Consider the following 24,962-nt stretch of genomic DNA (forward strand, 5'->3'; position numbering starts at 1 on the left):
GAGTGTCCCGGAACGGTTGCGAGTTGATGACCGAGGACGGGGCCTGGTGGAAGTCAGCCGAGCGGGTCGGTGGGCCGGTATAAGGTGCACACGTTGAAACGTCTTTTCGGCCTCGCCGCGGCGCGGTCGACGGAGGGAGCGGCGTGGATCCGCAGGCTGGCTGGCCTTGGCCGCCCGAGCCGCCCCGGCCTCCCGTCCGGCCCCGGCGGTCCCCCGCACGGGTGACGGCGGCGCTGGCCGTGGTGGCCGTCGCGGTCGCGGCGCTGGTCGGCGGCCTCGCCCTGTCCGGTGCCTCACCGGCCCGCTCGGACGCGCTGCCGGGCGACGACGCCGGCCCCAACCAGGTCGAGGCCGGGGCGCTGTGGCGCAGCGAGCCCGCGGACAAGATCCTCCCGCCGCAGTTGGACCGCGAGGGCACCGAGGCCTACTACCGGCTGGCGGTCAACCCGGACGAGAGCTGCGAGCAGCTGCCCGCCCCGTTCCGCCGCGCGCTCGGCAAGGCGGGCTGTTCCCACGTGCTCGAGGCGACGTACCTCGACTCGACCGAGTCCGTCGTGGTGACGCTCGGCGTGGTGGTCACGAGTGGCAGCGAGGCCGAGCGCACGTCGCTGTTCCGGACTTGGACGGCGGACTCGTTCGCGCGGCAGTACACGATGATGCCTGCCACCTACCCGGTGCGCGGCTCCCTGGCCGCGTCCTTCCAGAGCGGCCAGCGGATCGCCTGGAAGTCGGGGATCTCCGAAGACGGCGACTACCTCACCTTCGCCGTCTCAGGGTTCGCCGACGGCCGCCACGGCCCGACCGCGGCCGCCTTCGACCGCGGCGACGAGTCCGAGCTGCAGGCCGACTCGCCGCCGGTGCAGGCGGCCGACGATCTGGCGACCTATCTGCTCACCTCGATCACCGCGCTCGGGCCGGCCCGGAACGGGAGCCAGTCATGAGCATCGTGCGCCGGCTCTCCGCGGCGGCCGCGGCGCTCGCCTGCGTCGGCGCCGCCACGGTCTGGGCCGCGCCGGCCGCCAGCGCCGACTCGATCCGCGACAGCGAGTGGCCGGTCGCCTACCTCAATCTGGCCGCGGCCCAGCAGCTGAGCAACGGCAGGGGCGTCACGGTCGGCCTGCTCGACACCGGCGTCGTGCAGGGGCGGGTCGACCTGACCGGCCAGGTGAGCACGGGCCCCGACTACGCCGGCGGAGTGGAGCGCGCCGGCCAGCCCGGCTGGGGCGAGCACGGCACCTGCATGGCCTCGATCATCGCCGGGCACGGACGCGACGGCGGCGGGGCCGGCATGCTCGGCGTCGCGCCGGGAGCGCACATCCTGTCGGTCCGGGTGATCCGGGACGACGACGCGCCGGACCTCGGCGAAGCCACCAAAGACGACACCCCGATCTCCGACGGCATCAAGTACGCCGTGGACCACGGGGCGAAGGTCATATCCATGTCCCTGGGCGGGGACGAGACGAACGCGGGCGACGATTCGTCAGCCGAGTCCGACGCGATCCGCTACGCCCTGGCCCACAACGTGGTCGTGGTCGCGGCCGCGGGCAACGGCGCGCTGAAGGGCAATCAGATCTCCTACCCGGGCGCCGAACGCGGAGTGATCACCGTCGCGGCGGTGGACTCGAGCGGAAAGCACGCCGACTTCTCCACCACCGGCTGGGACGTCGCGGTCGCCGCGCCCGGCGTGGACCTGCCCTGCGACGCGTTCGACTCGGACAACACCTATCTCGAGGGCAGCGGCACCAGCCAGGCCACCGCGTACGTCGCGGGCGTGGTCGCGCTGCTCAAGTCGGAGAACCCGCTGCTGAGCCCGGCGCAGATCAGGACCCTGCTCGAGCAGACCGCCAAGGACAAGCCGGCCGGCGGCCGCAACGACGAACTGGGATTCGGCGTGGTCGACCCGGTCGCCGCGCTCAAGGCCGCGAAGGGCTACACCGCCGAGGCCGCCGTGCCCCAGGCCGGCGCCGGCGTCCCCTCCGACCACTTCGGCTACGGCCCGACCACCACCGTGGCCTCCGCGACCGGGGGGACGGCCGCGCGTACCAAGGCCCTGGCCGGCGGCGGCGCGCTGGTGCTGCTCGCCCTCGCGGTGGCGACGTTCCTGCTGCGGCGGCCCAAGGCGACGGAAGAGGAGCTGGCGGTCGCTTACGTCGTACAGACTCCCGGCGCGACGGAGGTCGTGGTCGCGCAGTGGGGCAGCACCACCAACCCGTACTTCGCGCCGCCGACCTACGATCCGTCGCGGATGCCCCCACCGCCTGCTCCGCCCGGCGTCGATCCCCGGTCGGGCATCAGGCCGGAGTGAGGCCGTGACCGGTGTCGAGGACGACTGGGCCGGCGTGAGAGACCGGGTCTTCGCGGTCGCGTCGGGCGGGTTCAACCCTCCGTTCGAGCCGTACGTCGACGCGTGCCTCGAGCGTCACACCTTCCAGAGCTGGTATCTGGAGTGGCTGGAGCGGAAAGAGGCCGAGGTGACCGGACGCCGGGTCAGGCGGCCGTCGTTCACGTGACGCCGAGTCAGACCGGACCTCGGCTCGACTCGCCCCTCCGCCCCCTATTAGGGTCGGACGGGTGACAGACTTCCACGGCCGCACGCTGCAACCGACCGGCTTCGAGGGCGACGACGGGTCGGCTGATCCGGACCTGATCGAGGTGCTCGCGGCGGCCCGCCGGGACGAGGCCGGGGTCTACCCGGCGTACGCGGCGCTGGTCGGGCGACGGGTGTTGGTGCCGGTGGTCGCCCTGCTCGGCGAGACGGAGGAGGCCGAGACCGTCGGCCCGGACGGCAGCGCGCTGCGCCGGGACAAGGACAGCGACATGGCCGTGGTCACGCTGGTCGCCCCGGACGGCTCGAAGGCGCTGCCCGCGTTCACCTCCATCGCCGCGCTCGCCGAGTGGGGCGGGCGGGCCGGGTTCCCGCAGGCGCGGCCGATCCCGGTGACGATAGAGACGGCGGCGGCCGCGGCCCTGCAGGAGCAGGCCGAGGTGTTGCTGCTCGACCTCGGCGGCCCGGGCCAGTTCGAGATCTCCGGCAGCGCGCTGCGGGCGTTCGCGCAGCGCCGCAAGCCGCTCCCGCCGGCCGTGGACCCGGAGGTCACGGCCGCGATCAACCGGGTGCTCAAGGGGGTGCCCGCGTTGGCGAAGGCGCTGGTCAGCGCGCAACTCGGGCAGGCCGCGGAGGACGTGACGGTGCTCGCGCTCGGCTTCCTGCCCGGCACCGATCCGAAGACGCTCGAGGCGCCGTTGGCCGAGGCGGCCGAGGGCATCGCGGCGGACGACCTGCTGCGCGACCGGCTCTCCGGCGGGCTCCGGATCGTGCTGGCGACGGGGACGGACGGCGCCGTGTGAGCGCCGTCGGCCCCTAGCGCACCCGCACCGCGCCGGTGTACTTCTCGCCCGGCCCGGCGCCCGGGGCGTCCGGCACCGAGGAGGCCTCGCGGAAGGCCAGCTGCAGCGTGCGCAGTCCGTCCCGCAGCGGCGCGGCGTGCTGCGAGCCGATCTCCGGCGCCGAAGCGGTGACCAGACCGGCCAGCGCGGTGATCAGCTTGCGCGCCTCGTCCAGGTCCCGGGTCGGCTCGGCCCCGTCCTCGTCCGGCTCGCCCAGGCCCAGCTGCACCGCCGCCGCCGTCATCAGGTGCACGGCCAGCGTCGCGATGACCTCCACGGCCGGCACCTCGGCCAGCTCCCGGGGCGCGGACAGGTCGGACACGGACAGGTCGGTCTCGGACATGCTGCGGGTGCTCCTTCGCTCGCTCGAACCCCGTCAGTCTCGCACGCGCCCCTCCCGCCCCCGCGCGCCGTCCCCCGGAAGATCGCCGGATGTGCCGGGGTGCCCCGGATCTCTGGTAACCTGGGTGGAAGCGACCGGCCGGAGTGGTTCCTCGAAGAACCGCGCCGGCCCGCAAGTGGAGGGCCCACCTCCCACCTGATCGACCGGGCGGTCGACGGGTACGGTCCCGGCGCGCGAGCCGGACCCCGCGAGGGGCGGAGCGCGTGCGACGGCAAGGTGGAGCTCTGCATTGCTCCTGCGGAAGCAGGCGGTGCGGGGCTCTTTCGCGTGCCGGGGAATCGTCCCCTCACACCCAGGCGTTTGACGGCGGTGCGGGCTCACTCTCCCCGCACTGTCCCGCGCTCGGGCGGCCCACGGCTCGCCGCCCGAACCGCATGAACCTAGGAGGCCCCATCAGCGCCGAACCCCGTATCAACGACCGGATCCGCGTACCCGAGGTGCGTCTGGTCGGACCGGACGGACAGCAGGTCGGGATCGTCTCGATCCAGGACGCCCTGCGCCTGGCCCAGGAGTCCGACCTCGACCTGGTCGAGATCGCGCCGACCTCGCGTCCGCCGGTGGCCAAGCTCATGGACTACGGAAAGTTCAAGTACGAGTCCGCGATGAAGGCCCGTGAGGCGCGCAAGAACCAGGCGCACACGATCATCAAGGAGATGAAGCTCCGGCCGAAGATCGACCCGCACGACTACGAGACCAAGAAGGGTCACGTGGTGCGGTTCCTCAACGCCGGGGACAAGGTCAAGATCACCATCATGTTCCGCGGCCGGGAGCAGTCCCGCCCGGAGCTCGGCCGCCGTCTGCTCGACCGCCTCGCCGCGGACGTGGAGGAGCTCGGTTTCGTCGAGTTCGCGCCCAAGCAGGACGGGCGCAACATGATCATGGTGCTCGGGCCGCGCAAGAAGAAGGTCGACGCGATGGCCGAGGCCCGCGCCGCCAAGGCCGCTCGGGCCGCCCAGTCCGGCAAGGACGAGGGCGAGTTGGCCGTCGAGGACGCTCCCGAGCTTCCTGACCTGCACGAAGAGCCGCCGACCGACGAGCAGGCGTAGTCCGCCGCTCGCGACCGGCAGCACCACAAGACGAGAACGGCGACGGCGACCCGCCGCCGCCCCGAGGCACGGCTCGCTCCGCGCCGGTCCGCCCGTGCGGACCCGGCCGGGCGGGTCGCGAAAGATGAGAGGGAACGGCAGCCATGCCGAAGAACAAGACCCACAGCGGCTCCAAGAAGCGGTTCACGGTGACCGGCACCGGCAAGATCATGCGGGGCCAGGCCGGCAAGCGCCACAACTTCGAGCGCAAGTCCTCGCGCTACACCCGCCGCATCACCGGCGAGGTCGTGCTGGCCCCGGCCGACGTGAAGAGGATCAAGCGCCTGCTCGGCCAGTAGCCGCCGCGCCCCGCTCTTCACCCCCCAGACCCTTTTTGAGATTCATGGGGCCCGCCCGCGTCAGCGCCGGCTGGCCCCGCCCCGAGGAGACGATTCGACATGGCACGCGTCAAGCGGGCGGTCAACGCCCACAAGAAGCGCCGGGCGGTACTCGAGCAGGCCAGCGGCTACCGCGGCCAGCGCTCCCGCCTGTACCGCAAGGCCAAGGAGCAGGTCACCCACTCCCTGGTCTACGCGTACCGGGACCGGAAGAAGCGCAAGGGCGACTTCCGCCGGCTGTGGATCCAGCGGATCAACGCCGCCGCCCGCGCCAACGGCCTGACCTACAACCGCTTCATCCAGGGCCTCAAGGCCGCCGGCGTCGAGGTGGACCGCAAGATCCTGGCCGACCTGGCCGTCAACGACGCCGCCACGTTCGCCGCGCTGGTCGAGGTCGCGCAGAAGGCGCTGCCGGCCGACGTGAACGCGCCGAAGGCCGCCGACAAGGTCGCGGCCTGAACCGCGACGCGAGCGCGCAACCCGTAGCTCACGGTAGGGCAAGGCCGCGCGAGGCCGCGATCTCCTCGGTGAAGTCCACGAGGATCGTGGCCGCGCGCCGCCTTGCCTCTCGTGCTTTCCGGGCCAAGCAGCGGCTGTTCCTGGTCGAGGGGCCGCAGGCGGTGCGCGAGGCGGCGGCCGAGCCGGGGCTGCTCAGCGAGCTGTTCGCCAGCCCGCAGGCGGCCGAGCGGTACGCCGACGAGCTCGAACTGGCCCGCGCGCACGGTGCCGCGGTCGCCGTCGCCACCGACGAGGTGCTCGCCTCGCTCGGGGACACCGTCACCGGCCAGGGCCTGGTCGGGGTGTGCCGTTTCCTGGACCGGCCGCTGTCCGAGGTGCTCGACGGCCCGCTGCGCCTGGTGGTGCTGCTCGCCCACGTGCGCGACCCGGGCAACGCCGGCTCGGTGCTGCGCGCGGCCGACGCCGCCGGGGCGGACGCGGTGCTGGTCAGCGGCGAGTCCGTGGACGTGTACAACGCCAAGGCGGTGCGCGCCTCGGTCGGCTCGCTCTTCCACCTGCCCGTGGTCACCGGCGTGGACCTGCCCGCGGCCGCCGCCGCGCTGCGCGAACGCGGCGTGCGGGTGCTGGCCGCCGACGGCGCGGGCCCCGCCGACCTGGACGACGAGGCCGACTCCGGCGCGCTGGCCGCCCGGACCTGCTGGATGTTCGGCAACGAGGCCTGGGGCCTGCCCGAGCCGCTGCGCGAGCTGGCCGACAGCGTCGTGCGGGTGCCGATCCACGGCCGGGCCGAGTCGTTGAACCTCGCCACGGCCGCGGCCGTGTGCCTCTATGCCTCCGCCCGGGCGCAGCGCCGGCCGTAGCCCCGGCGCGGCGCGCAGGCGCGGACCGCGCGTGCCGACCTTGCGAGACCCGGGCGCATGCCCGCCAAGTCTGGCGCTACGGTGGCGGCACCCGGAATGATGGGGTGGCAGCACGGCAAGATGGCTACGAGCCGCGGCGGTCACGGCCCGTGCCCCGTGCCGCAGTTCGACCGAGCCGTAAGGGAGACCGCGCCAGGTGGAGGCGAGCAACCCGCAGGACCCAGGCGCCGCCGCGTCCTCGTACGACGACCTGCCCGACGGCCTCGTCGTCGCCGACGCCGAGGACCGGGTGCTGGTGTTCAACCGGGCCGCCGAACGGATCACCGGCCTGCCCGCCGCCCGCGCCCTCGGCCGCCCGCTCGACACGGCCCTTCCGCTGGTCGACCTGGAGGGCCGCCGCTGGTGGAAGTGCACCGACCCGTACGGGGGCCTGGCCATCCGCACCGGCCAGCCGGAGACCCGGCTGCTGCTCCCGGACGGCCGGGACGTGCTGGTCACCGCGCGCTACGTCCGCGAGCACGGCGGGCCGGTCAGCCGGGTCGTGGTCGGCCTGCGCGACACCTCGGCCCGGGCCCGCGTCGAGCGGCGGCACGCGGACCTGATCGCGACCGTCGCGCACGAGTTGCGCTCCCCGCTGACCAGCGTGAAGGGCTTCACCGCCACGCTGCTGGCCAAGTGGGAGCGGTTCACCGACGACCAGCGCAAGCTGATGCTCGAGACCGTGGACGCGGACGCGGACCGGGTCACCCGGCTGATCGCCGAGCTGCTCGACATCGCCCGGATCGACTCCGGCCGGCTCCAGCTCGGCTGCTACCCGGTGGACCTGCCCGAGCTGGTGGGCGACCAGATCGCCGGAATGACCGCGGCCGGCCTGGACGTCGACCGCTTCGAGGTAAGGGCCGAGGAGCGCTTCCAGGTCTGGGCCGACCCGGACAAGCTCCGGCAGGTGGTGGCCAACCTGCTGGAAAACGCGGTGCGCCACGGCGAGGGCCGTGTCACCATCACGATGGCGCTCGACGCGGCGCAGACCGCGCCCGCGGAGGCGGACGGAGCCGAGCAGCAGCGGAAGGGAGAGGGACCGCGCATGGTCGCCATGACCGTCGACGACGAAGGCCCCGGCATCCCCGAGGCCATGCTCTCGCGCGTGTTCACCCGCTTCTGGCGCGGCAACCGCCGCGGCGGCACCGGCCTCGGCCTCTACATCGTCAAGGGCATCGTCGAGGCGCACGGCGGCGGCATCACGGTCGGCCGCGCCCCCGGCGGCGGCGCCCGTTTCCGATTTACCATCCCGGCGGCCTGACCGCGCGCGCCCCTACGGGACCGAACGTGCCGCCGGCCGCCGGGTGACCTTCCCCGCCGCGCACTGTGCGCGCGGACCCCGCGCGCGCTCGCGCGCACTGCCGGAAATGCCCGTCGGCCGCGCCCGTTAGGATTGGGGCGCCTGCCGAGAAGACCCCGCACGCCCTGACGGCGTGGTAGTAGCGGAAGTGTGAGCCGATCCGAATGTCCGCACCGAACAAGAGTTTCGACCCGGTCGAGGTCGAGGCGCTCAAGCCCGAGGCCGTCGAGCACGCCCTCGACCAGGCGCTGGCCGCGATCACCGCGGCCGCCGACCTCGCCGCCCTGCACGAGGCCGAGATCGCGCACGCCAAGGACCGCTCCCCGCTGGCCCTGGCCAACCGGGAGATCGGCGCGCTGCCGCCGGCCGCCAAGGCCGAGGCCGGCAAGCGGGTCGGCCAGGCCCGGGCGGCGGTGGCCAAGGCCGTCACCGAGCGCCGCGCCGTGCTCGAGGCCGAGCGCGACGCCCGCGTCCTGGTCGAGGAGTCCGTCGACGTCACGCTGCCCTGGGACCGCGTCCCGCGCGGCGGACGCCACCCGCTGACCACGCTGACCGAGCGCGTCGCCGAGGTCTTCTCCGCGCTCGGGTGGGAGGTGAACGAGGGGCCCGAGGTCGAGGCGGAGTGGATGAACTTCGACGCCCTCAACATCTCCCGGGACCACCCGGCGCGCAGCCCGCAGGACACCTTCTTCGTGCGCACCCCGGGCGTGGACCCGCTGGACCCGGCCCGCTCGGAGCACGACTCGCTGATCCTGCGCACGCAGACCTCGCCGCTGCAGGTGCGCACGATGCTCCGGCGCAAGCCGCCGCTGCACATGGTCTCGATCGGGCGCACCTTCCGCACCGACGCGCTCGACGCCACCCACACCCCGGTCTTCAACCAGATCGAGGGCCTGGTGGTGGACGAGGGGATCGGCATGGCCGACCTCAAGGGCACCCTGGACCACTTCGTGAAGGCCATGTTCGGCGAGGACATCGCCACCCGGCTGCGGCCGAACTACTTCCCGTTCACCGAGCCGAGCGCCGAGCTGGACCTGCAGTGCTTCGTGTGCCACGGCTCGTCCGTGGGCGACCCGGACAACCCCTGCCGCACCTGCTCGTCCGAGGGCTGGATCGAGCTCGGCGGCTGCGGCGTGGTCAACCCGCGGGTGCTGGTCTCGGTCGGCATCGACCCCGAGCGCTACAGCGGCTTCGCCTTCGGCATCGGCCTTGAGCGGACCCTGATGTTCCGCCACGGCATCACCGACATGCACGACATCGTCGAGGGTGACATCCGCTTCACCCTCCCGTTCGGAGTGGAAATCTGATGCGCGTCCCTGTTTCCTGGCTGCGCGAGTACGTCGACCTGCCCGAGTCGCTGACCGGCCGCGAGCTGGCCGAGCGCCTCGTCCCGGCCGGCTTCGAGGTCGAGACCGTGCACGAGTCCGGCGTGGGCCTGACCGGCCCGCTGGTGGTCGGGCAGGTGCTCGAGATCGAGGAGCTCACCGCGTTCAAGAAGCCGATCCGCTACTGCCAGGTGCAGGTCGGACCGGAGGCGGCGGACGTGCGCGGCATCGTCTGCGGCGCGCGCAACTTCAAGGTCGGCGACAAGATCGTGGCCGCGCTGCCCGGCGCGGTGCTGCCCGGCGACTTCAAGATCGCCGCGCGCAAGACCTACGACCACGTCTCCGACGGCATGATCTGCTCGGCCCGCGAGCTCGGCCTCGGCGAGGACCACGACGGCATCATCGTGCTGCCGGCCGACGTCCAGGTCGGCGCGGACGCGATCGAGCTGCTCGGCATCCGCGACGAGGTGCTCGACATCGCGGTGACCACGGACCGCGGCTACTGCCTGTCCATGCGCGGCATGGCCCGGGAGGCCGCGATCGTCTTCGGCCGCTCGCTGCGCGACCCGGCCCTGCTCGACACCCCGGCGCCGACCCGGGGCGGCTACCCGGTGGTGCTGGCCGACCCGCTCGGCTGCGACCGCTTCGTCGCGCGCGCCGTGCGCGGGATCGACCCGCTGGCCCCCACCCCGCTGTGGATGCAGCGGCGCATCCAGCTCTCCGGCATGCGCCCGATCTCGCTGATCGTGGACATCGCCAACTACGTGATGCTCGAGATCGGCCAGCCGCTGCACACCTACGACCTGCGCCGGCTGACCGGCCCGATCACGGTGCGGCGGGCGGCTGCGGGGGAGAAGCTCGAGACCCTCGACGACGCCGAGCGGGCGCTGGACCAGGACGACCTGCTGATCACCGACGAGACCGGGCCGATCGGCCTGGCCGGGGTGATGGGCGGGGCGTCCACCGAGGTGCACACCGGCACCGTGGACGTGCTGATCGAGGCCGCGCACTTCGACGCGGGCTCGATCTCGCGCACCGCCCGCCGGCACAAGCTGCCGTCCGAGGCCTCGCGCCGGTTCGAGCGCACGGTGGACCCGAACGCGGCCGCCGCGGCGGCCCAGCGCGCGGTGGACCTGCTCGTGCTGCTCGGCCACGGCGAGGCGGACCCGGAGGTCACCGTGGCCTCCACCCAGCAGCGCCCGGCCGCGCCGATCCTGATCGACGCGGGCCTGCCCGGCCGCGTCGCCGGGCTCGCCTACCCGCGCGAGGCGGTGGTGCGCCGGCTGCAGGAGGTGGGCTGCACCGTCGAGGGCGCGGACCAGCTGAGCGTGACCCCGCCGTCCTGGCGGCCGGACCTGACCGACCCGAACGACCTGGCCGAAGAGGTCATCCGGCTCGAGGGCTACGACCGGATCCCGATGAAGCTGCCGGTCGCTCCGCGCGGCCGCGGCCTGTCGCTGCGCCAGCGGCTGCACCGCCGGGTTGGCCGTGCGCTCGCCGACTCCGGCTTCGTCGAGGTGCTCAACTACCCGTTCGTCGGCGACGCCGAGCTGGACGCGATGGGCGTGCCCGCGGACGACGCCCGCCGCACCGCGCTGAGCCTGGCCAACCCGATCTCGGACGAGCAGCCGTACCTGCGCACGACACTGCTGCCGGGCCTGTTCGCCACGTTGCGGCGCAACGTCGGCCGCGGCTTCCACGACGTGGCCCTGTTCGAGACCGGCCTGGTCTACCAGCCGCGTCCGGACGCTTCGGCCCCGCCGCGGCTGTCGGTCGAGCGCCGCCCCTCGGACGAGGAGCTCGCGGTGCTCGAGGCCTCGCTGCCGGACCAGCCGCGGCACGTCGCCGCGGTGCTCGTCGGCGCCCGCGAGAACGCCGGCTGGTGGGGCGAGGGCCGGGCCGCGAGCTGGGCCGACGCGGTCGAGGCGGCGCGGACGGTGGCGGCCGCGTGCGGCGCGGAGCTGACGGTGGATCAGGCGCAGTACGAGCCCTGGCACCCCGGCCGCTGCGCCGTGCTCTCGATCGACGAGCGGATCGTCGGCTACGCGGGCGAACTGCACCCGAAGGCGCTCGAGGCGCTCGGCCTGCCGCCGCGCACCTGCGCGATGGAGCTGAACCTGGACGCGCTCGTCCCCGCCGACGACGTGCCGGTGAGCCCGGAGCAGGTCTCCGCGTTCCCGCCCGCCACGGTGGACGTCGCCCTGGTGGTCTCCCGCGAGGTGCCGGCCGCGGACGTCGAGTCGGCGCTGGTCGCCGGCGCCGGCCCGCTGCTCGAGGCGATCCGGCTGTTCGACGTCTACGAGGGCGATCGGGTCGAGGAGGGTTCGAAGTCGCTGGCGTTCTCGCTGCGGCTGCGCGCCTCGGACCGCACCCTCAAGGCCGACGAGGTCGCCGCCGTGCGCGAGGCCGCCGTGGCCTCGGCCACCCGGCACTCGGGCGCGGTGCTGCGCGGCTGACGCGCTCCCGCACGGCGGAAAACCGGTTGCCCGGGCCCTCGCGGCCCGGGCACCATCGTCTGCGTACCTGTTTCCGGCTCGAGGAGCTCCGTAGTGCTGATTCGTGGGTCGTGTCGCTACCCGATCATGACGACCACCCATGGAGCCCTCCTTGTTCGCCGTATCCGCACGTTCCTTCCTCAAGGCGACCGGCCTCTCGCTCGCCTTCCACGCTGAGCCGCTGTTCGACGGCGTCGGCCTGACCCTGGCGCCGGGCGACCGGGTCGCCCTGGTCGGCCCGAACGGGGTCGGCAAGTCCTCGCTGCTCAAGGTCCTGGCCGGCCGCTTGTCCGCGATCGCGGGCCGGGTCGAGTACGGGCCGGATGCCCGCGTCGGCTATTTCTTCCAGCAGGTTCCCGATCCGGGCCAGAGCGTCGGCGCGTTCCTGCGCGAGCCGTTGGCCGAGCTCTTCGCGGCCGAGGCGCGGCTGCACGAACTCGAACGCGGGATCGAGAGCGGCCGGTTGTCGCTGCTCGACGAGTACGGCACGTTGCTCGAACGCTTCGAGACGCTCGGCGGCTGGACCGCGCGAGCGCGGGTCGACGAGGTGAGCCAACGCCTCGGAGTAGCCCATCTGGATGAACACACGCCACTCGCGCGAGTGAGCGGCGGTGAGCAGGCCAGGCTGATGCTCGCCCGCGTCCTGCTGACCGAACCGAGCATCCTGCTGCTCGACGAGCCGACGAACCACCTCGACGCCGACGCGGTGGCCTGGCTCGGCGACTACCTCGCGGCGTTCCCCGGCGCCCTGCTGGTGATCAGCCACGACCGCGCGTTCCTCGACCGGGTCGCGACGCAGGTCGTCGAGCTCGACGGCATTCACGACGAGCTGCAGACCTATGAGGGCGGATACACCGCGTACCGGGCGGAGAAGCAGGCCCGTTGGCAGCGACTGCTCCTCGATTACGAGGCCCAGGAGAAGTATCGAGCCCGCCTGGCCGAGGACATCGAGGCCACGAAGGGCCACGCTGCGGCGACCGAGAGCGCGACGGCGAACGACCATTGGCGCCGCATCGCGAAGAAGGTCGCGAAGAAGGCGAAGGCGCGGGAGCGTCGGCTGGATCGGGAACTCCAGTCGGCGCGCTGGATCGCTGAGCCTCGTACGCGGCCCACGTTGACGCTGGCTTTCCCTGATCCGGAGAACGATGCCCTGGCCGGGTTGCATGTCAAGCAGTTGCCGGTGATGGCGGGGGACAGGACGCTGTTCGAGCTCGCCGACCTGGAGATCAAACCGGGCGCCCGGATCCTGATCAGCGGCCCGAACGGCGCCGGGAAGTCCTCGCTTCTCGCCGCCCTCGCTGCCCGGGCCGAACCCGGCGCGGTCGCTGTACTCCCGCAGACCCACGACGGGCTGCGGCTGGAGACGTCCGTCATCGACTACTTCCGCTCGCGTGTGCCGGTGTATCCCGAGGACGCCGAGCAGATCCTGACGGGCTATCTGTTCGGCGAGGAGCAATGGGAAGCACCCCTGCGTGCCCTCAGCGCCGGCGAGCTGCGCAGGCTGTTGCTGGCCGTCGCGGTGAATGAGGGCGCGCCGATCCTCATGCTGGACGAGCCGACGAACTACCTCGACTTCGACTCGCTCGACGTCGTCGAACGCGCCGTGCGCGCGTTCACCGGCACCGTCCTCGTGGTCAGTCACGACCGCTACTTCGCACAGGCGGCCGGCTTGAGCCAGGAGTGGGTGGTGCGCGCGGGAGAGCTGGACTGCTAGGCCTGCCACCTGCGTCATGTCACAAACCGGAGCCCTGCCTCGTCTCGGGACCGACACAGGTTCTGGAAGCGGAGGGCGGCGTCATGTGCGATCGGGGAGTTCCGGCGTGAACGAGGCGGAGGAGTTCGACGAGCTGCGGCCGCTGCTGTTCTCGATCGCCTACCGGCTGCTCGGCAGCGTGACCGAAGCTGAGGACGCCGTGCAGGAGACGTGGCTGCGCTGGCAGACCTCGTCGACCCGGCCGGCGTCGGCGAAGTCGTTCCTGTCGGCGGTGGTAACCAGGATCTCGATCGACGTCCTGCGCTCGGGCCGGGTACGTCGGGAGGCGTACGTCGGGCCGTGGTTCCCCGAACCGCTGCTGACCGACCCGTATGAGGATCCTGAGCGTGCGGCCGAACTCGCCGACTCGCTCTCGATGGCGGCGCTGCTGCTGTTGGAACGGCTCTCCCCGGCCGAACGCGCCGTGTTCGTGCTGCGCGAGGTCTTCGGGTTCAGCTTCCGGGAGATCGCCTCGGCCGTAGGCCGATCCGAAGCGGCTTGCCGGCAGCTCGCGACGCAGGCCCGCCGGCACATGGACGACGGCCGCCCGCGCTTCGCAGCCGACCGCCGCGAGCGGGCCGAGCTGGCCGAGCGCTTCTTCGAGGCGTTCCGCGCGGGCGACGTCGACGGCCTGACCGAGCTGCTGGCCGGGGACGTCCAGATGGTCAGCGACAACGGCGGCAAGGCGCCGCGCTTCGGCCGCGGCGTGTTCGGCGCCGGGAACGTGGCCCGGGTGCTGACCTCGCTCATCCTGCCGTTCGTCCGGATCGGCGGGGTGGTGCAACCGTGCGAGGTGAACGGCCAGCCCGGCGCCGTCTTCCGCGACCGGGACGGCAAGGTCATCAACACCTGGACGCTCGACGTGCTGGACGGGCGGATCCAGGCGATCCGCACGGTGATCAACCCCGACAAGCTCGCCCACATGGGCCCGGTGGCCGACGCCTGGAGCGTGATCCGGCAGACGAAGCAGGCCCGCAGGTCGGCGGGCCCTGAGACGGGGATCACAGTCGGCTGATCTCACAATCGGACCCCCCTGTCTCGTCCTGGGATCGACACAGCGGGAACAAAGGCTGGAGTGAGGCAATGAACGACTTTCAGGCGATCGCGGACCGGGTCGAGATCGAGGCGCTGCGCAGCGAGTTCACCGACGCCGCGATGATGCGCGACCGGGCCCGTCTCGCGGCCCTGTTCACCTCGGACGGCGTGCTGCGGATGCCCGACGTCCCGGTCGAGTTCACCGGGCCCGAGGAGATCCGCGCCGGGGGAGAACGGCTGCAGGCGCAGTGGGACTTCTTCATCCAGAACACGCACCAGGGCGCGGTGGAGATCGACGGCGACACCGCCACCGGCCGGGCCTTCATCCAGGAGATCGCGCGCCTGCGCAACGGCTTCGAAGGGCTCAACTACGCGATCTACCACGACCGGTACCGGCGTACCGCGGACGGCTGGAAGTTCGCCGAGCGCGTCTACGAGATCCGCTACCTCGACATCACCCCGCTCGGCGGTTCGGCGCCGGGAGCGGCGGGAGCGCCGGGCGACGTCGAGGCCCTGGTCGCGGCCGCCGACGTGGCCGGGACGAAGTTCACCGAGCCGGCCTCCGCGGACCGGCTGGAGCGGACGGCCGCCGCGTTGACGGCGAAGGGCTTCGCCGTCGAGATCCTCGGCGACGCCGCGGCCGCCCGCGCCCGTGTGAAGGAGCTGATCCCGCTCGGCGCGAGCGTGTTCACCGCCGCGAGCGAGACGCTGCGGCTCTCCGGGCTCGAGGAGGACATCAACGCGGGCGGCGACTACCAGTCCGTCAAATCCCGCGCGATGACGATGGACCGGGAAACCGAGGGCGATGAACTCCGGCGGCTCGTGGCGACCCCCGACTTCGCGGTCGGCAGCGTCACCGCCGTCACCGAGGCCGGCGCGCTCGTGATCGCCTCGGCCAGCGGCAGCCAGCTGCCCGGCGCCGTCGGCGGAGCCGCGTGCGCGATCTGGGTCGTCGGGGCGCAGAAGGTGGTGGCGGACCTCGACGAAGCCATGCGCCGCGTCGAGCAGCACGCCCTCCCGCTGGAGGACGTCCGAGCCCGGGAGGTGTACGGCGTGCCCAGCGCGGTCAACCAGTTGCTGATCCTCAACGCGCCGACCCGGATGGGCCGGGGCGTCGTGGTGCTGCTTCGCGAGGCCATCGGGTTCTGACGGCCAGGACGGACACCATGCGAAAGCAGCGCCGGCCTGCGATCGCCACGAGGTACAAGGTGTCGAGAATTTTTTGAAATCTCCCCTCCACGGTCGGCCTGAAACGGCGTCGTGCGCGGCCCTGACGGGGTCGCGCAGGCGCCGCGACGGGGGTTCGCAAGCTCATGGCCAACCCCCTCCGGGCAGGCGCCCACCGGCCCTCTCGCGCCTTCGGCATATCGGCTCTGACCTGGTCTTTTCTTTGTTTTCGGCTAGGATCGAACCAGCCTGCTGATGCCAACGGAGGGGATCTCATGAGCCTGAAGCCCGCCCGATACGACGCCAGTCACATCCAAGTTTCGGAAGGGCTGGAAGCCGTCCGGAAGCGCCCCGGCATGTATGTCGGAACGACCGGCGAGCGCGGCGTGCGGCACATGGTGTTCGACATCGCGGAGCGGGCCTTAGGTGAGATCCTGGACGGCCGCGCGAGCCGGCTCCAGGTCGCACTCCTCGCAGATGGCGGCGTACGCGTCGCAGACGATGCCGACGGCGTCGCTTTCGGGGAGCCCGATGGTGTCGGCCTCGACAGGCTGCTGACGATGTTGCATTGCGGAACGCGCTCGGGACGACGCATGGTGGCCTCCTTCGGCGGTGGCCTCGCCGTCGTCAACGCCCTGTCGAGCCGGCTGGTGGCCGAGGTGTGGAGTGGGGGCGTCCGTGAGACGCGTGTGTACAGCCGCGGGATCGCGGTGATCCCGCCCGCTGAACAGGCTGAGTCTTCGGTACACGCTGACGCGGGGTCGGCAGTCGCGGACGGAACCGCCATCACCTTCTGGCCGGACTCCGAGATCTTCGAAGGCGCAGAGCTCTCGTTCGACGCCCTCGCAGACCGCTTCAGGGAATTGGTCTTCCTCAACAGCGGCCTGGACATCTCGATCACCGACGAGCGCTCACCCGAGCCCCGGTCGCTCCACTTCCCTCCCTCGGACGGCGTGCGTGACATGGTCGCGTACCTCGACGGGCCGGCGGCGGCGCCGGTCCATTCCGACGTCATCGCCTTCGCAAAGGACGATCCGCGGATGGAGGGGACGATGGAGGTCGCCTTCCGCTGGCGCGACTCGAGCGAAAAGCAGCTTCAATGCTTCGCCAACGGCATGCCCACGCCCTACGGCGGCGTTCATGCCCTGGGCTTTCACGACGGGCTGAAGGTCGCGCTCAACGCCTATGCGCGCGAGCAGCACCTGCTGACGGCTGCAGACCCCGATCTCGGCGTCGGCCGGATCGGAAAGGGCCTGACGGCGGTCGTGTCGGTGAAGTTGGACTTCCCCAGGTTCGAGGGCTGCACGAGGGGCGAGCTGGGCAACGCGGAGGTACGAGCCTGTGTCCGCGAGGCGGTGATCGCGCATCTCGGCACCTGGCTGGCGGAACACCCGCGCGAGGCCGCCGCGATCCTCGAGCACCTCATCCGCCGGGCGCCCCGGGACTGACCCGCGTCCCCCGTTCGGCCCATCTGCGCCGACCTGAGCCTGAGCGCGACATCCGTCACCGAGATCCTGTGCTGACCCCTGCGATGATCGGCCGCCGGGTTTGCGGCGAAAATCAGTTGCCTGGTTTGTGACCTGGTCGGATGCTGTTGCGGTGGTGAATCTCGACGACGCGGCGCGTGCATGGCGCGAGGACGGCTTCGTGATCCTGCCGGGCTTCATCCCCGAAGACGAGCTGAAACCGGCTCTGGCCGGGCTCGAGTCGATGTTTCCTTCTGCCGATGGCTTCCACGACGGATCCGACCCTCGTCGCGACCGCTTCACGGGAGACGAGTTCGCCGGGATCGACAGCTTCCCGTTCGCGAGCGCGGAGGTCGGCCTTCTCGCGGTGCACCCGCGTCTCGTGGAGCTGGCGCAGAGTCTGCTGGCCGAGCAAGACCTGCGGATCTACAGCGCCGAGGCGTGGGCGAAATACACCGGGGCAGCCGACTACGACCAGAATCTGCACCGCGATTACCTCAACCACACCATCCTGGTGCCCAGCGACGACCCGCGCTGCCGGCAGTTGGAGATGTTCGTCTACCTCACCGACGTCCCCGAGGAGCTCGGGCCGCCGCACATGCTTTCCCGCGCTTACACCGGCGACCTGCCGGCCAAGCCCAACTGGTATCCGCGCGCGGACGTCGTGGACAGCGATGCGGGATACCTCGCCACGGGCGGCAGGCCGGACCTCTACGACGCGGAGACCTCCGGAGCCGGGCCCGCCGGAACCGTCATCGCCTTCGAAACAGGCACCTTCCATCGCGGCACCCAGCTGACTGCACCGCGCGGAGTTCGCTACAGCATGCAGGTGTGCTACCGGCCCACCGCAGTCCAATGGGGCGACCGGCTCGCCTGGGCCACACACTCCTTCGAACCCGCGTGGAGCCGGTTCGTCGAGCGCGCCACGCCGGGCCAACTGCACCTGTTCGGCTTCCCGGCGCCTGGTCACCCGTTCTGGACGCCGCAGACGCTGGCAGGCATGGCACAGCGCTACCCAGGGCTCGACCTCACGCCGTGGAGCCTGGTCGCCGGCTGATCGGCCCGGAGTCGGTCGCGCCGAAACGGACCACGGCACCTCTCGCGGCCTACTATTCCGACCTGTTGACTGTTGGTGATCACACTCCAGTGCGCTCGGCTCGGTGCTGCTCGGGGACTTGTTACCGACTGCTGTGGCCATCTGTCGTTGTCGGAGCCAGCCATCGATCACAGTCACACCTGTGTGACCACCAGCCGTAGTTGCGAAAACCCAGCGATAGTTGGACTTGATCTCCGCTGGTAGCCAGGGTGGCTGTGGCGCCCGGTTTTACTCGGCGGTTCCCAGATCTACTTGGCGGCTACAGTCCCGCCAGCAACTCTGACCCCGCCCACCCCATCAGATCTGGTCGGGTTGGTAGCCGCGCTTAGGATCTCCGAGTGACCGACGAGCGCTACTACCGGCTTGGACGTTCCGACTGGTGTGCACTGCCAAAGCGCACCCGCCGCGACGTCATCAAACTCGCCCGCAAGGGGCAGCCCTACCCCGACCGCAAGGTCGCGATCAAAGCCCTCGGCTGGGCCTGGGCCGTCCTTGGGTCTCCGGGCAGCCGCACCCGCGTATCCCTTGGGCAGCGACTGCACTTCGCGTTCGAGGTGGTCACGACGATACCTGGCTCGAACCTCGGCGTGGACATCCTCGACGGAAGTGCTCGATACGACCACAACCCGTGGGTCCGGCATGTCGCCCGACAGATCGAGCGAGCCAACGCGAACGCCGGATGATCGCAGCGTCGCGCCCTGAGTTGTGCGCCGACTATCTCTGGGTTTTCGCAACTACGGCCGGTGGTCACAACACCTGCGGCTGACCGCCCGCCACGGCCGGTGGCGGATTGAGTGCAGGGTGCCGACTATCGTGCCTCGGCGCACGGCTGCCGCGAAACTCACCCGGACGGACGATGGCATAGTCTTCCATTTTTCTGTATTCTCATGCCATGACCCTTCGGATCGCGGTGGCCGGTGCGACCGGCTACGCGGGTGGGGAGATCCTGCGGCTCCTCCTCGCGCACCCCGCCGTCGTCGACGGCCGCGCCCAGATCGGCACGCTCAGCGCCGGTCGCAACGCGGGCTCGACCCTCGGCGAGCATCAGCCGCACCTCGTCCCGCTGCACGACCGCGTCCTGGCCGAGACGGATCGCGAGACCCTCTCCGGCCACGAGGTGGTCTTCCTCGCGCTGCCGCACGGCCAGTCCGCCGAGGTGGCCGAACAGCTCGGCCCCGAGGTGCTCGTCATCGACTCCGGCGCCGACTTCCGGCTCGAGCAGTCCGTGGACTGGGAGCGCTACTACGGCACGCCGCATGCCGGGACCTGGCCGTACGGCCTGCCCGAGCTGCCCGGCGCGCGCGAGCGGCTGCGCGGGGTCAAGCGCGTCGCCGTGCCCGGCTGCTTCCCCACGGTCAGCACCCTCGCGCTCTATCCGGCGCTGGCCGCCGAGCTGGCCGAGCCCGAGGTCGTCATCACCGCCGCCACCGGCACCTCCGGCGCGGGCCGCTCGCTCAAGCCGAATCTGCTCGGCTCCGAGGTCATGGGCAACGCGTCCGCCTACGGCGTCGGCGGCGCGCACCGGCACACCCCGGAGATCGCCCAGAACCTCGGCCAGGCCGCCGGCGGCGCGGTCTCGGTCTCGTTCACCCCGATCCTCGTGCCCATGTCCCGCGGCATCCTCGCCTCCTGCTCGGCCAAGGCCCGGCCGGGCGTGCGGCTGGAGGACCTGCGCGCCGCGTACCGGAAGGCCTACGCCGACGAGCCGTTCGTGACGCTGCTGTCCGAGGGCGCCTGGCCGCAGACGGCCGCGGTGCTCGGTTCCAACAGCGTCCACGTCCAGGTCGCGCTGGACGAGTCGGCCGGGCGCGTCGTCGTGGTCGCCGCAGTGGACAACCTGGCCAAGGGCACCGCCGGCGGCGCGATCCAGTGCATGAACCTCGCTCTCGGCCTGCCCGAGTCCGCGGGCCTGAGCACGGTCGGGCTCGCCCCGTGAGCCGCGCCGCAGTAGCCGGCAGCGTCGCCGTGGTCAGCAGCATCGACGTCGAAGTATCGATCCATGGAGGGCAGTCGTGACCGGAGGAGCAGCCGTGGGCTCAGGAGCAGCGGTGGCCGGGCAGGCCGCCGCTCGCGGCGCCGAGGGCGTGGGGGTGACGGCGCCCGGAGGTTTCCGTGCCGCCGGGGTCGTGGCCGGGATCAAGTCCTCGGGCGCGCCCGATCTCGCCCTCGTCGTCAATGACGGCCCCTCGCGCGCGGCCGCCGCCGTGTTCACCTCGAACCGGGTCAAGGCCGCGCCCGTGCTGTGGTCCGAGCAGGTGGTCAAGGGCGGCGAGCTCGACGCGGTGATCCTCAACTCCGGCGGCGCCAACGCGTGCACCGGGCCCGAGGGCTTCCAGGACACGCACCGCACCGCCGAGCAGACCGCGACCGCGCTCGACGTCTCGGCCGCCCGGGTAGCGGTCTGCTCCACCGGGCTGATCGGCGAGCGGCTGCCGATGGACCGGCTGCTCGGCGCCCTGCCCGCGGTCGTCGCCGGGCTCTGCGACACCGGCGGGGCCGCGGCCGCCGAGGCCATCCGCACCACCGACACCGTCGCCAAGACGGCCGTGGTCGAGCGCGAGGGCTACGTCCTGGGCGGCATGGCGAAGGGCGCGGGCATGCTCGCCCCCGGCCTGGCCACCATGCTCTGCGTGCTGACCACCGACGCGGAGGTCCCGCAGGCCGAGCTGGACGCCGCGCTGCGCGCCGCCACCGCCCGCACCTTCGACCGGATCGACTCGGACGGCTGCATGTCGACCAACGACACCGTCATCCTGATGGCCTCCGGCTCCACCGGCACCCGCCCGGACGCGCGCGAGTTCGCCGCGGCCGTCGAGGAGCTCTGCGCCGACCTGGCCCGCCAGCTCATCGCGGACGCCGAGGGCGCCTCGAAGGAGATCGAGATCGAGGTGGCCAACGCGGCCACCGAGGCAGACGCGCTCGAGGTCGCCCGCTCGATCGCCCGCAACAACCTGCTCAAGTGCGCCTTCTACGGCGAGGACCCGAACTGGGGCCGGGTGCTGGCCGCAGTCGGCACCACCGCGGCCGCGTTCGAGCCGGACCGGCTCTCGGTCGCCATCAACGGCGTCTGGGTCTGCCGCAACGGCGGCGTCGGCGAGCCGCGCGAGCTGTGCGATCTGAGCGACCGTCACATCCACCTGGTGGTGGATCTCGCCGCGGGCGCGGAGACGGTCACGGTCTGGACGAACGACCTCACCAAGGAGTACGTGCACGAGAATTCGGCCTACTCCTCGTGAAGACGATGGCGGGGGGAACCCGTTCCACCGAGGCTCTGGCCAAGGCGCAGGTGCTCACCCAGGCGCTGCCCTGGCTCTCGAAGTTCCACGGTGCCACGGTCGTGGTGAAGTTCGGCGGCAACGCGATGGTCGACGACGACCTCAAGCGCGCCTTCGCCCAGGACGTGGTCTTCCTGCGCTACGCCGGGCTGCGCCCGGTGGTGGTGCACGGCGGCGGACCGCAGATCACCCGCGCGCTCGAGGCCTCCGGCCTGGTCAGCGAGTTCGCCGGCGGCCTGCGGGTGACCACGCCGGCGGCCATGGACGTGGTCCGGATGGTGCTGACCGGCCAGGTGCAGCGCGAGATCGTCGGGCTCATCAACGCGCACGGCCCGTTCGCGGTGGGCCTGTCCGGCGAGGACGCGAACACCATGACGGGCCTTCAGCGGCACGCGATCGTCGACGGCCTCCCGGTGGACATCGGCCGGGTCGGCGACGTCGCCGCGGTCGAGCCCAAGCTGCTCAACGCGCTGCTCGACGACGGCCGGATCCCGGTGGTCTCCAGCATCGCCCGAGCCGAGGACGGCGGCGTCTACAACGTCAACGCGGACACCGCGGCCGCGGCCCTCGCGGTCGGGCTCGGCGCGGAGAAGCTCGTCGTGCTCACCGACGTGGAGGGCCTCTACGCGGACTGGCCCGCCTCGGGCCAGGTGATCAGCCAGCTCACCGCGCCCGAGCTGGAGAAGCTGCTGCCGGAGCTCTCCTCCGGCATGGCGCCCAAGATGGAGGCCTGTCTGCGCGCGGTGCGCGGCGGAGTCCACGCGGCGCACGTGCTCGACGGAAGGGTGCAGCACTCGCTGCTGCTCGAGGTGTTCACCGACGAAGGCATCGGAACGATGGTGGTATCGCAATGACGACGCACACGCACGAAGCCGGCTCCGGCCCGATCGCCGGCGCCGACGCGATCTCCGCGGCCCAGGCCGAGGGCCTGCCCGTGCTGCAGGCGCAAGGCGGCCTCAGCACCGCGTGGACCGAGCGGCACAGCAATGCCCTGATGAACACCTTCGGCGCGCCGAAGCGCGTCTTCGTCCGGGGTGAGGGCGCGCAGCTGTGGGACGCCGACGGCCGCCGCTACCTCGACCTGTTCGCCGGCATCGCGGTCAACGTCCTCGGCCACGCCCACCCGCTGATCGTCAACGCGGTGACCGCCCAGCTGACCACCCTCGGCCACGTCGGCAACTTCTTCGGCACCGCCCCGCAGATCGCCCTCGCCGAGCGGCTGCTCGCCCTCGCCGCCCAGCCCGGCGCCTTCGACGACTCCGCCGAGGGCTCGTCAGCCGGCCCCGATCTGAGCACCGGCCGGGTCTACTTCGCCAACTCCGGCACCGAGGCGAACGAGGCCGCCTTCAAGCTGAGCCGGCTGACCGGCCGCACCAAGGTGATCGCCACCGAGGGCGGATTCCACGGCCGGACCATGGGCGCCCTCGCGCTCACCGGCAAGCCGGCCATCCGCGAGCCGTTCGAGCCGCTGCCCGCCGGCGTCGAGTTCGTGCCCTTCGGCGACGTCGCCGCGCTCGAGCGGGCCGTGGACGACGAGACCGCCGCGGTCTTCCTCGAACCCGTCCAGGGCGAGCGCGGCGTGGTGCCGGCCCCGGCCGGCTACCTCAAGGCGGCCCGCGAGATCACCGCCCGGCACGGCGCCCTGCTCATCCTCGACGAGGTGCAGACCGGCATCGGCCGCACCGGCGCGTGGTTCTCCTTCCAGCACGAGGGCATCCGCCCGGACGTGGTGACCGTGGCCAAGGGCCTGGGCGGCGGCCTGCCCATCGGCGCCTGCCTGGCCTTCGGCCGCGCTGCCGAGCTGTTCACCCCCGGCGCGCACGGCACCACCTTCGGCGGCAACCCGATCGCCTGCGCGGCCGGACTCGCCGTGCTCCACGCGGTCGAGCGCGACGGCCTGATCGCCCGCGCCCGCGAGCTCGGCGAGCTGTTGCGCCAAGGCATCGAAGAGCTCGAGCACCCGGCGGTCGACGGCGTGCAGGGCCAGGGCCTGCTGCTCGCCATCCGGCTGCGCGGCCCGGTGGCGGCCCGGGTAGCCGACGCGGCTCTCGACGCCGGCTACATCATCAACGCGGTCAACCCCGAGTCGATCCGGATCTCCCCGCCACTCGTCCTGACGACGGATCAGGCCCGCGAGTTCCTCGGCGCGCTGCCCGCCATCCTCGACCACGCGCTCGACGACGGCCGCCGCCCGTGACCGCCGCCGCCCCCGCGCCGACCCGTCCGTCCCCGTCCGCCTACCGCCCGGAAGCAGAATCCTGATGTCGATCCGCCACTTCCTCCGCGACGACGACCTGAGCCCGGCCGAACAGGCCGAGGTGCTCGATCTCGCCGCCGAGCTCAAGGCCGACCCGCTCGGCCATCCCGTGCTGGCCGGGCCGAAGGCCGTCGCGATCCTGTTCGACAAGCCGTCCACCCGCACCCGGGTGTCCTTCTCGGTGGGCGTCGCCCAGCTCGGCGGCTACCCGCTGGTCATCGACGCGGGCTCGAGCCAGCTCGGCCGGGGCGAGCCGGTGGCCGACACCACCCGGGTGCTCGACCGCCAGGTCGCCGCGATCGTCTGGCGCACCTTCGGCCAGTCCCGGCTGGAGGAGATGGCCGCGGTCAGCCGCGTGCCCGTCGTCAACGCCCTGACCGACGAGTTCCACCCCTGCCAGATCCTCGCGGACCTGCAGACCGTCCGGGAGCGCAAGGGCGCGCTGGCCGGCCTGACCATGACGTACCTGGGCGACGGCGCCAACAACATGGCGCACTCCTACCTGCTCGGCGGCGCCACGGCCGGCATGCACGTGCGCGTCGGCACGCCGGAGGGTTACCAGCCGGACGCCCGCTACGTCGCGGACGCGGCCGCCATCGCCGCGGCCACCGGCGGTTCGGTGCTCGTCACCTCCGACGCCAAGGCCGCCGCGCAGGACGCGGACGTGCTGATCACCGACACCTGGGTGTCGATGGGCCAGGAGGACGAGGGTTCCGCACGCGCGGAAGTCTTCCGGCCCTATACCCTCGACGAGGCGGCCCTCGCGCTCGCCCGGCCGGACGCGATCGTGCTCCACTGCCTGCCCGCCTACCGCGGGAAGGAGATCGCCGCCTCCGTCATCGACGGCCCGCAGTCGGCGGTCTGGGACGAGGCGGAGAACCGCCTGCACGCCCAAAAGGCGCTGCTGGCGTACCTTCTCGGTTACCGGAGCAGTTCGCGCTGACCAGGGTGCCGCGCGACGCGGCGCGGCGGCCCGGGCGTGCGACGGACGCGTGAAGGAGCTTCGGCGCACGGGCACCGGCCGCACGGCCGGTGACGCGCCGGAGAGCCGAGAAGGGCGAGAGAGGCGAGAGGAATGCGTGTGGCGCCGAAGACAGCCGCATCGTCCCTGGTCGCAGCCGGGACGATAGTCCCAGGGGACACGCGGGCCCACCGGTGTGCCACGGGACCCGCCCGTGCGATACCTCCCCGGTTTGCAGCTCGCCCAGCGCCCGCCTCGCCC

Annotated in this window: 23 protein-coding genes; 22 read left to right on the top strand and 1 reads right to left on the bottom strand. The window is 72.2% G+C overall.

The window, feature by feature from the left end; translation table 11 throughout:
- Positions 1 to 221 precede the first annotated feature (221 nt).
- The 4 genes from ACTRO_RS44285 (at position 222) to ACTRO_RS33670 (ending at position 3,348) form a co-directional block, all read left to right on the top strand.
- Positions 222 to 941: a hypothetical protein gene (locus ACTRO_RS44285; protein WP_051451784.1), complete on the top strand. Its 720-nt coding sequence runs from the start codon at positions 222 to 224 to the stop codon at positions 939 to 941.
- Positions 938 to 2,305, top strand: coding sequence for a S8 family serine peptidase (locus ACTRO_RS33660; RefSeq protein ID WP_051451785.1), 1,368 nt, complete (start codon positions 938 to 940; stop codon positions 2,303 to 2,305). Before ACTRO_RS44285 ends, ACTRO_RS33660 begins: the two co-directional genes overlap by 4 nt.
- Positions 2,306 to 2,309: 4 nt before the next feature.
- Positions 2,310 to 2,510 (top strand): hypothetical protein, encoded by a 201-nt coding sequence (locus ACTRO_RS33665; RefSeq protein ID WP_034269689.1) that lies wholly within the window; start codon positions 2,310 to 2,312, stop codon positions 2,508 to 2,510.
- 61 nt (positions 2,511 to 2,571) lie between these two features.
- Positions 2,572 to 3,348 (top strand): SseB family protein, encoded by a 777-nt coding sequence (locus ACTRO_RS33670; protein ID WP_051451786.1) that lies wholly within the window; start codon positions 2,572 to 2,574, stop codon positions 3,346 to 3,348.
- Positions 3,349 to 3,361: 13 nt separating this feature from the next.
- Here the strand turns inward: ACTRO_RS33670 and ACTRO_RS33675 are convergent, their stop codons facing one another.
- Positions 3,362 to 3,730 (bottom strand): DUF1844 domain-containing protein, encoded by a 369-nt coding sequence (locus tag ACTRO_RS33675; protein ID WP_034269692.1) that lies wholly within the window; start codon positions 3,728 to 3,730, stop codon positions 3,362 to 3,364.
- A gap of 434 nt (positions 3,731 to 4,164) precedes the next feature.
- On the opposite strand from ACTRO_RS33675, the gene infC reads away from it, so the two are divergent.
- The 18 genes from infC to argF all read left to right on the top strand — a co-directional run bounded on the left by infC (position 4,165) and on the right by argF (position 24,683).
- Complete coding sequence (infC, locus tag ACTRO_RS33680; protein WP_051451787.1) at positions 4,165 to 4,836, top strand: translation initiation factor IF-3; 672 nt, start codon at positions 4,165 to 4,167, stop codon at positions 4,834 to 4,836.
- Between the two features lie 143 nt (positions 4,837 to 4,979).
- Positions 4,980 to 5,174 carry a 50S ribosomal protein L35 gene (rpmI, locus tag ACTRO_RS33685; RefSeq protein WP_034269694.1) on the top strand — a complete coding sequence of 65 codons (195 nt, stop codon included), beginning with the start codon at positions 4,980 to 4,982 and terminating at the stop codon, positions 5,172 to 5,174.
- Positions 5,175 to 5,273: 99 nt separating this feature from the next.
- The gene (gene rplT / locus ACTRO_RS33690) at positions 5,274 to 5,672 is read left to right on the top strand and encodes a 50S ribosomal protein L20 (protein ID WP_034269696.1); all 399 of its coding nucleotides are present in this window, start codon (positions 5,274 to 5,276) and stop codon (positions 5,670 to 5,672) included.
- Between the two features lie 59 nt (positions 5,673 to 5,731).
- Positions 5,732 to 6,532 (top strand): TrmH family RNA methyltransferase, encoded by an 801-nt coding sequence (locus tag ACTRO_RS33695; RefSeq protein ID WP_034277945.1) that lies wholly within the window; start codon positions 5,732 to 5,734, stop codon positions 6,530 to 6,532.
- Positions 6,533 to 6,728: 196 nt separating this feature from the next.
- Positions 6,729 to 7,832 (top strand): sensor histidine kinase, encoded by a 1,104-nt coding sequence (locus ACTRO_RS33700; RefSeq protein ID WP_051451788.1) that lies wholly within the window; start codon positions 6,729 to 6,731, stop codon positions 7,830 to 7,832.
- 203 nt (positions 7,833 to 8,035) lie between these two features.
- A complete protein-coding gene (gene pheS / locus ACTRO_RS33705; protein ID WP_034269699.1) occupies positions 8,036 to 9,178 on the top strand; it encodes a phenylalanine--tRNA ligase subunit alpha in 1,143 nt (380 codons plus the stop codon).
- Positions 9,178 to 11,652 carry a phenylalanine--tRNA ligase subunit beta gene (gene pheT / locus ACTRO_RS33710; RefSeq protein WP_034269701.1) on the top strand — a complete coding sequence of 825 codons (2,475 nt, stop codon included), beginning with the start codon at positions 9,178 to 9,180 and terminating at the stop codon, positions 11,650 to 11,652. The genes pheS and pheT overlap by 1 nt, the downstream gene beginning before the upstream one ends.
- Positions 11,653 to 11,803: 151 nt before the next feature.
- On the top strand, positions 11,804 to 13,405 hold the full coding sequence (locus ACTRO_RS33715) for an ABC-F family ATP-binding cassette domain-containing protein (RefSeq protein WP_211244496.1): 1,602 nt from the start codon (positions 11,804 to 11,806) through the stop codon (positions 13,403 to 13,405).
- A gap of 106 nt (positions 13,406 to 13,511) precedes the next feature.
- A complete protein-coding gene (locus ACTRO_RS33720) occupies positions 13,512 to 14,459 on the top strand; it encodes an RNA polymerase sigma-70 factor (protein ID WP_034269707.1) in 948 nt (315 codons plus the stop codon).
- A 68-nt stretch (positions 14,460 to 14,527) separates the two neighbouring features.
- The gene (locus tag ACTRO_RS46255) at positions 14,528 to 15,628 is read left to right on the top strand and encodes a nuclear transport factor 2 family protein (RefSeq protein WP_084316713.1); all 1,101 of its coding nucleotides are present in this window, start codon (positions 14,528 to 14,530) and stop codon (positions 15,626 to 15,628) included.
- A 293-nt stretch (positions 15,629 to 15,921) separates the two neighbouring features.
- The gene (locus ACTRO_RS33735) at positions 15,922 to 17,094 is read left to right on the top strand and encodes a DNA topoisomerase subunit B (protein ID WP_051451789.1); all 1,173 of its coding nucleotides are present in this window, start codon (positions 15,922 to 15,924) and stop codon (positions 17,092 to 17,094) included.
- A gap of 151 nt (positions 17,095 to 17,245) precedes the next feature.
- A complete protein-coding gene (locus ACTRO_RS33740; protein WP_034269713.1) occupies positions 17,246 to 18,169 on the top strand; it encodes a phytanoyl-CoA dioxygenase family protein in 924 nt (307 codons plus the stop codon).
- Positions 18,170 to 18,546: 377 nt separating this feature from the next.
- On the top strand, positions 18,547 to 18,891 hold the full coding sequence (locus tag ACTRO_RS33745; protein ID WP_034269716.1) for a hypothetical protein: 345 nt from the start codon (positions 18,547 to 18,549) through the stop codon (positions 18,889 to 18,891).
- Positions 18,892 to 19,100: 209 nt separating this feature from the next.
- Positions 19,101 to 20,144 carry an N-acetyl-gamma-glutamyl-phosphate reductase gene (gene argC, locus ACTRO_RS33750; protein WP_034269718.1) on the top strand — a complete coding sequence of 348 codons (1,044 nt, stop codon included), beginning with the start codon at positions 19,101 to 19,103 and terminating at the stop codon, positions 20,142 to 20,144.
- A gap of 148 nt (positions 20,145 to 20,292) precedes the next feature.
- Complete coding sequence (gene argJ / locus ACTRO_RS33755) at positions 20,293 to 21,444, top strand: bifunctional glutamate N-acetyltransferase/amino-acid acetyltransferase ArgJ (protein ID WP_034277951.1); 1,152 nt, start codon at positions 20,293 to 20,295, stop codon at positions 21,442 to 21,444.
- Between the two features lie 5 nt (positions 21,445 to 21,449).
- Entirely contained in the window at positions 21,450 to 22,337 is an 888-nt protein-coding gene (gene argB / locus ACTRO_RS33760; RefSeq protein WP_034277952.1) for an acetylglutamate kinase, read from the top strand.
- Entirely contained in the window at positions 22,334 to 23,680 is a 1,347-nt protein-coding gene (locus ACTRO_RS33765; RefSeq protein ID WP_084316714.1) for an acetylornithine transaminase, read from the top strand. The genes argB and ACTRO_RS33765 overlap by 4 nt, the downstream gene beginning before the upstream one ends.
- A 64-nt stretch (positions 23,681 to 23,744) precedes the next feature.
- A complete protein-coding gene (gene argF, locus ACTRO_RS33770; RefSeq protein ID WP_034269721.1) occupies positions 23,745 to 24,683 on the top strand; it encodes an ornithine carbamoyltransferase in 939 nt (312 codons plus the stop codon).
- Positions 24,684 to 24,962: the final 279 nt, after the last annotated feature.

The sequence above is a fragment of the Actinospica robiniae DSM 44927 genome (assembly GCF_000504285.1).
Taxonomy (GTDB): domain Bacteria; phylum Actinomycetota; class Actinomycetes; order Streptomycetales; family Catenulisporaceae; genus Actinospica; species Actinospica robiniae.

Bases quoted from the DNA above. Each gene is read 5' to 3' on its own strand.
- infC (WP_051451787.1), top strand. From the start codon at position 4,165: ATGAACCTAGGAGGCCCCATCAGCGCCGAACCCCGTATCAACGACCGG.
- argB (WP_034277952.1), top strand. From the start codon at position 21,450: ATGGCGGGGGGAACCCGTTCCACCGAGGCTCTGGCCAAGGCGCAGGTG.
- ACTRO_RS46255 (WP_084316713.1), top strand. From the start codon at position 14,528: ATGAACGACTTTCAGGCGATCGCGGACCGGGTCGAGATCGAGGCGCTG.
- pheT (WP_034269701.1), top strand. From the start codon at position 9,178: ATGCGCGTCCCTGTTTCCTGGCTGCGCGAGTACGTCGACCTGCCCGAG.
- rplT (WP_034269696.1), top strand. From the start codon at position 5,274: ATGGCACGCGTCAAGCGGGCGGTCAACGCCCACAAGAAGCGCCGGGCG.
- argC (WP_034269718.1), top strand. From the start codon at position 19,101: ATGACCCTTCGGATCGCGGTGGCCGGTGCGACCGGCTACGCGGGTGGG.
- ACTRO_RS33675 (WP_034269692.1), bottom strand. From the start codon at position 3,730: ATGTCCGAGACCGACCTGTCCGTGTCCGACCTGTCCGCGCCCCGGGAG.
- pheS (WP_034269699.1), top strand. From the start codon at position 8,036: ATGTCCGCACCGAACAAGAGTTTCGACCCGGTCGAGGTCGAGGCGCTC.
- argF (WP_034269721.1), top strand. From the start codon at position 23,745: ATGTCGATCCGCCACTTCCTCCGCGACGACGACCTGAGCCCGGCCGAA.
- ACTRO_RS33765 (WP_084316714.1), top strand. From the start codon at position 22,334: ATGACGACGCACACGCACGAAGCCGGCTCCGGCCCGATCGCCGGCGCC.
- ACTRO_RS33660 (WP_051451785.1), top strand. From the start codon at position 938: ATGAGCATCGTGCGCCGGCTCTCCGCGGCGGCCGCGGCGCTCGCCTGC.
- ACTRO_RS33735 (WP_051451789.1), top strand. From the start codon at position 15,922: ATGAGCCTGAAGCCCGCCCGATACGACGCCAGTCACATCCAAGTTTCG.
- rpmI (WP_034269694.1), top strand. From the start codon at position 4,980: ATGCCGAAGAACAAGACCCACAGCGGCTCCAAGAAGCGGTTCACGGTG.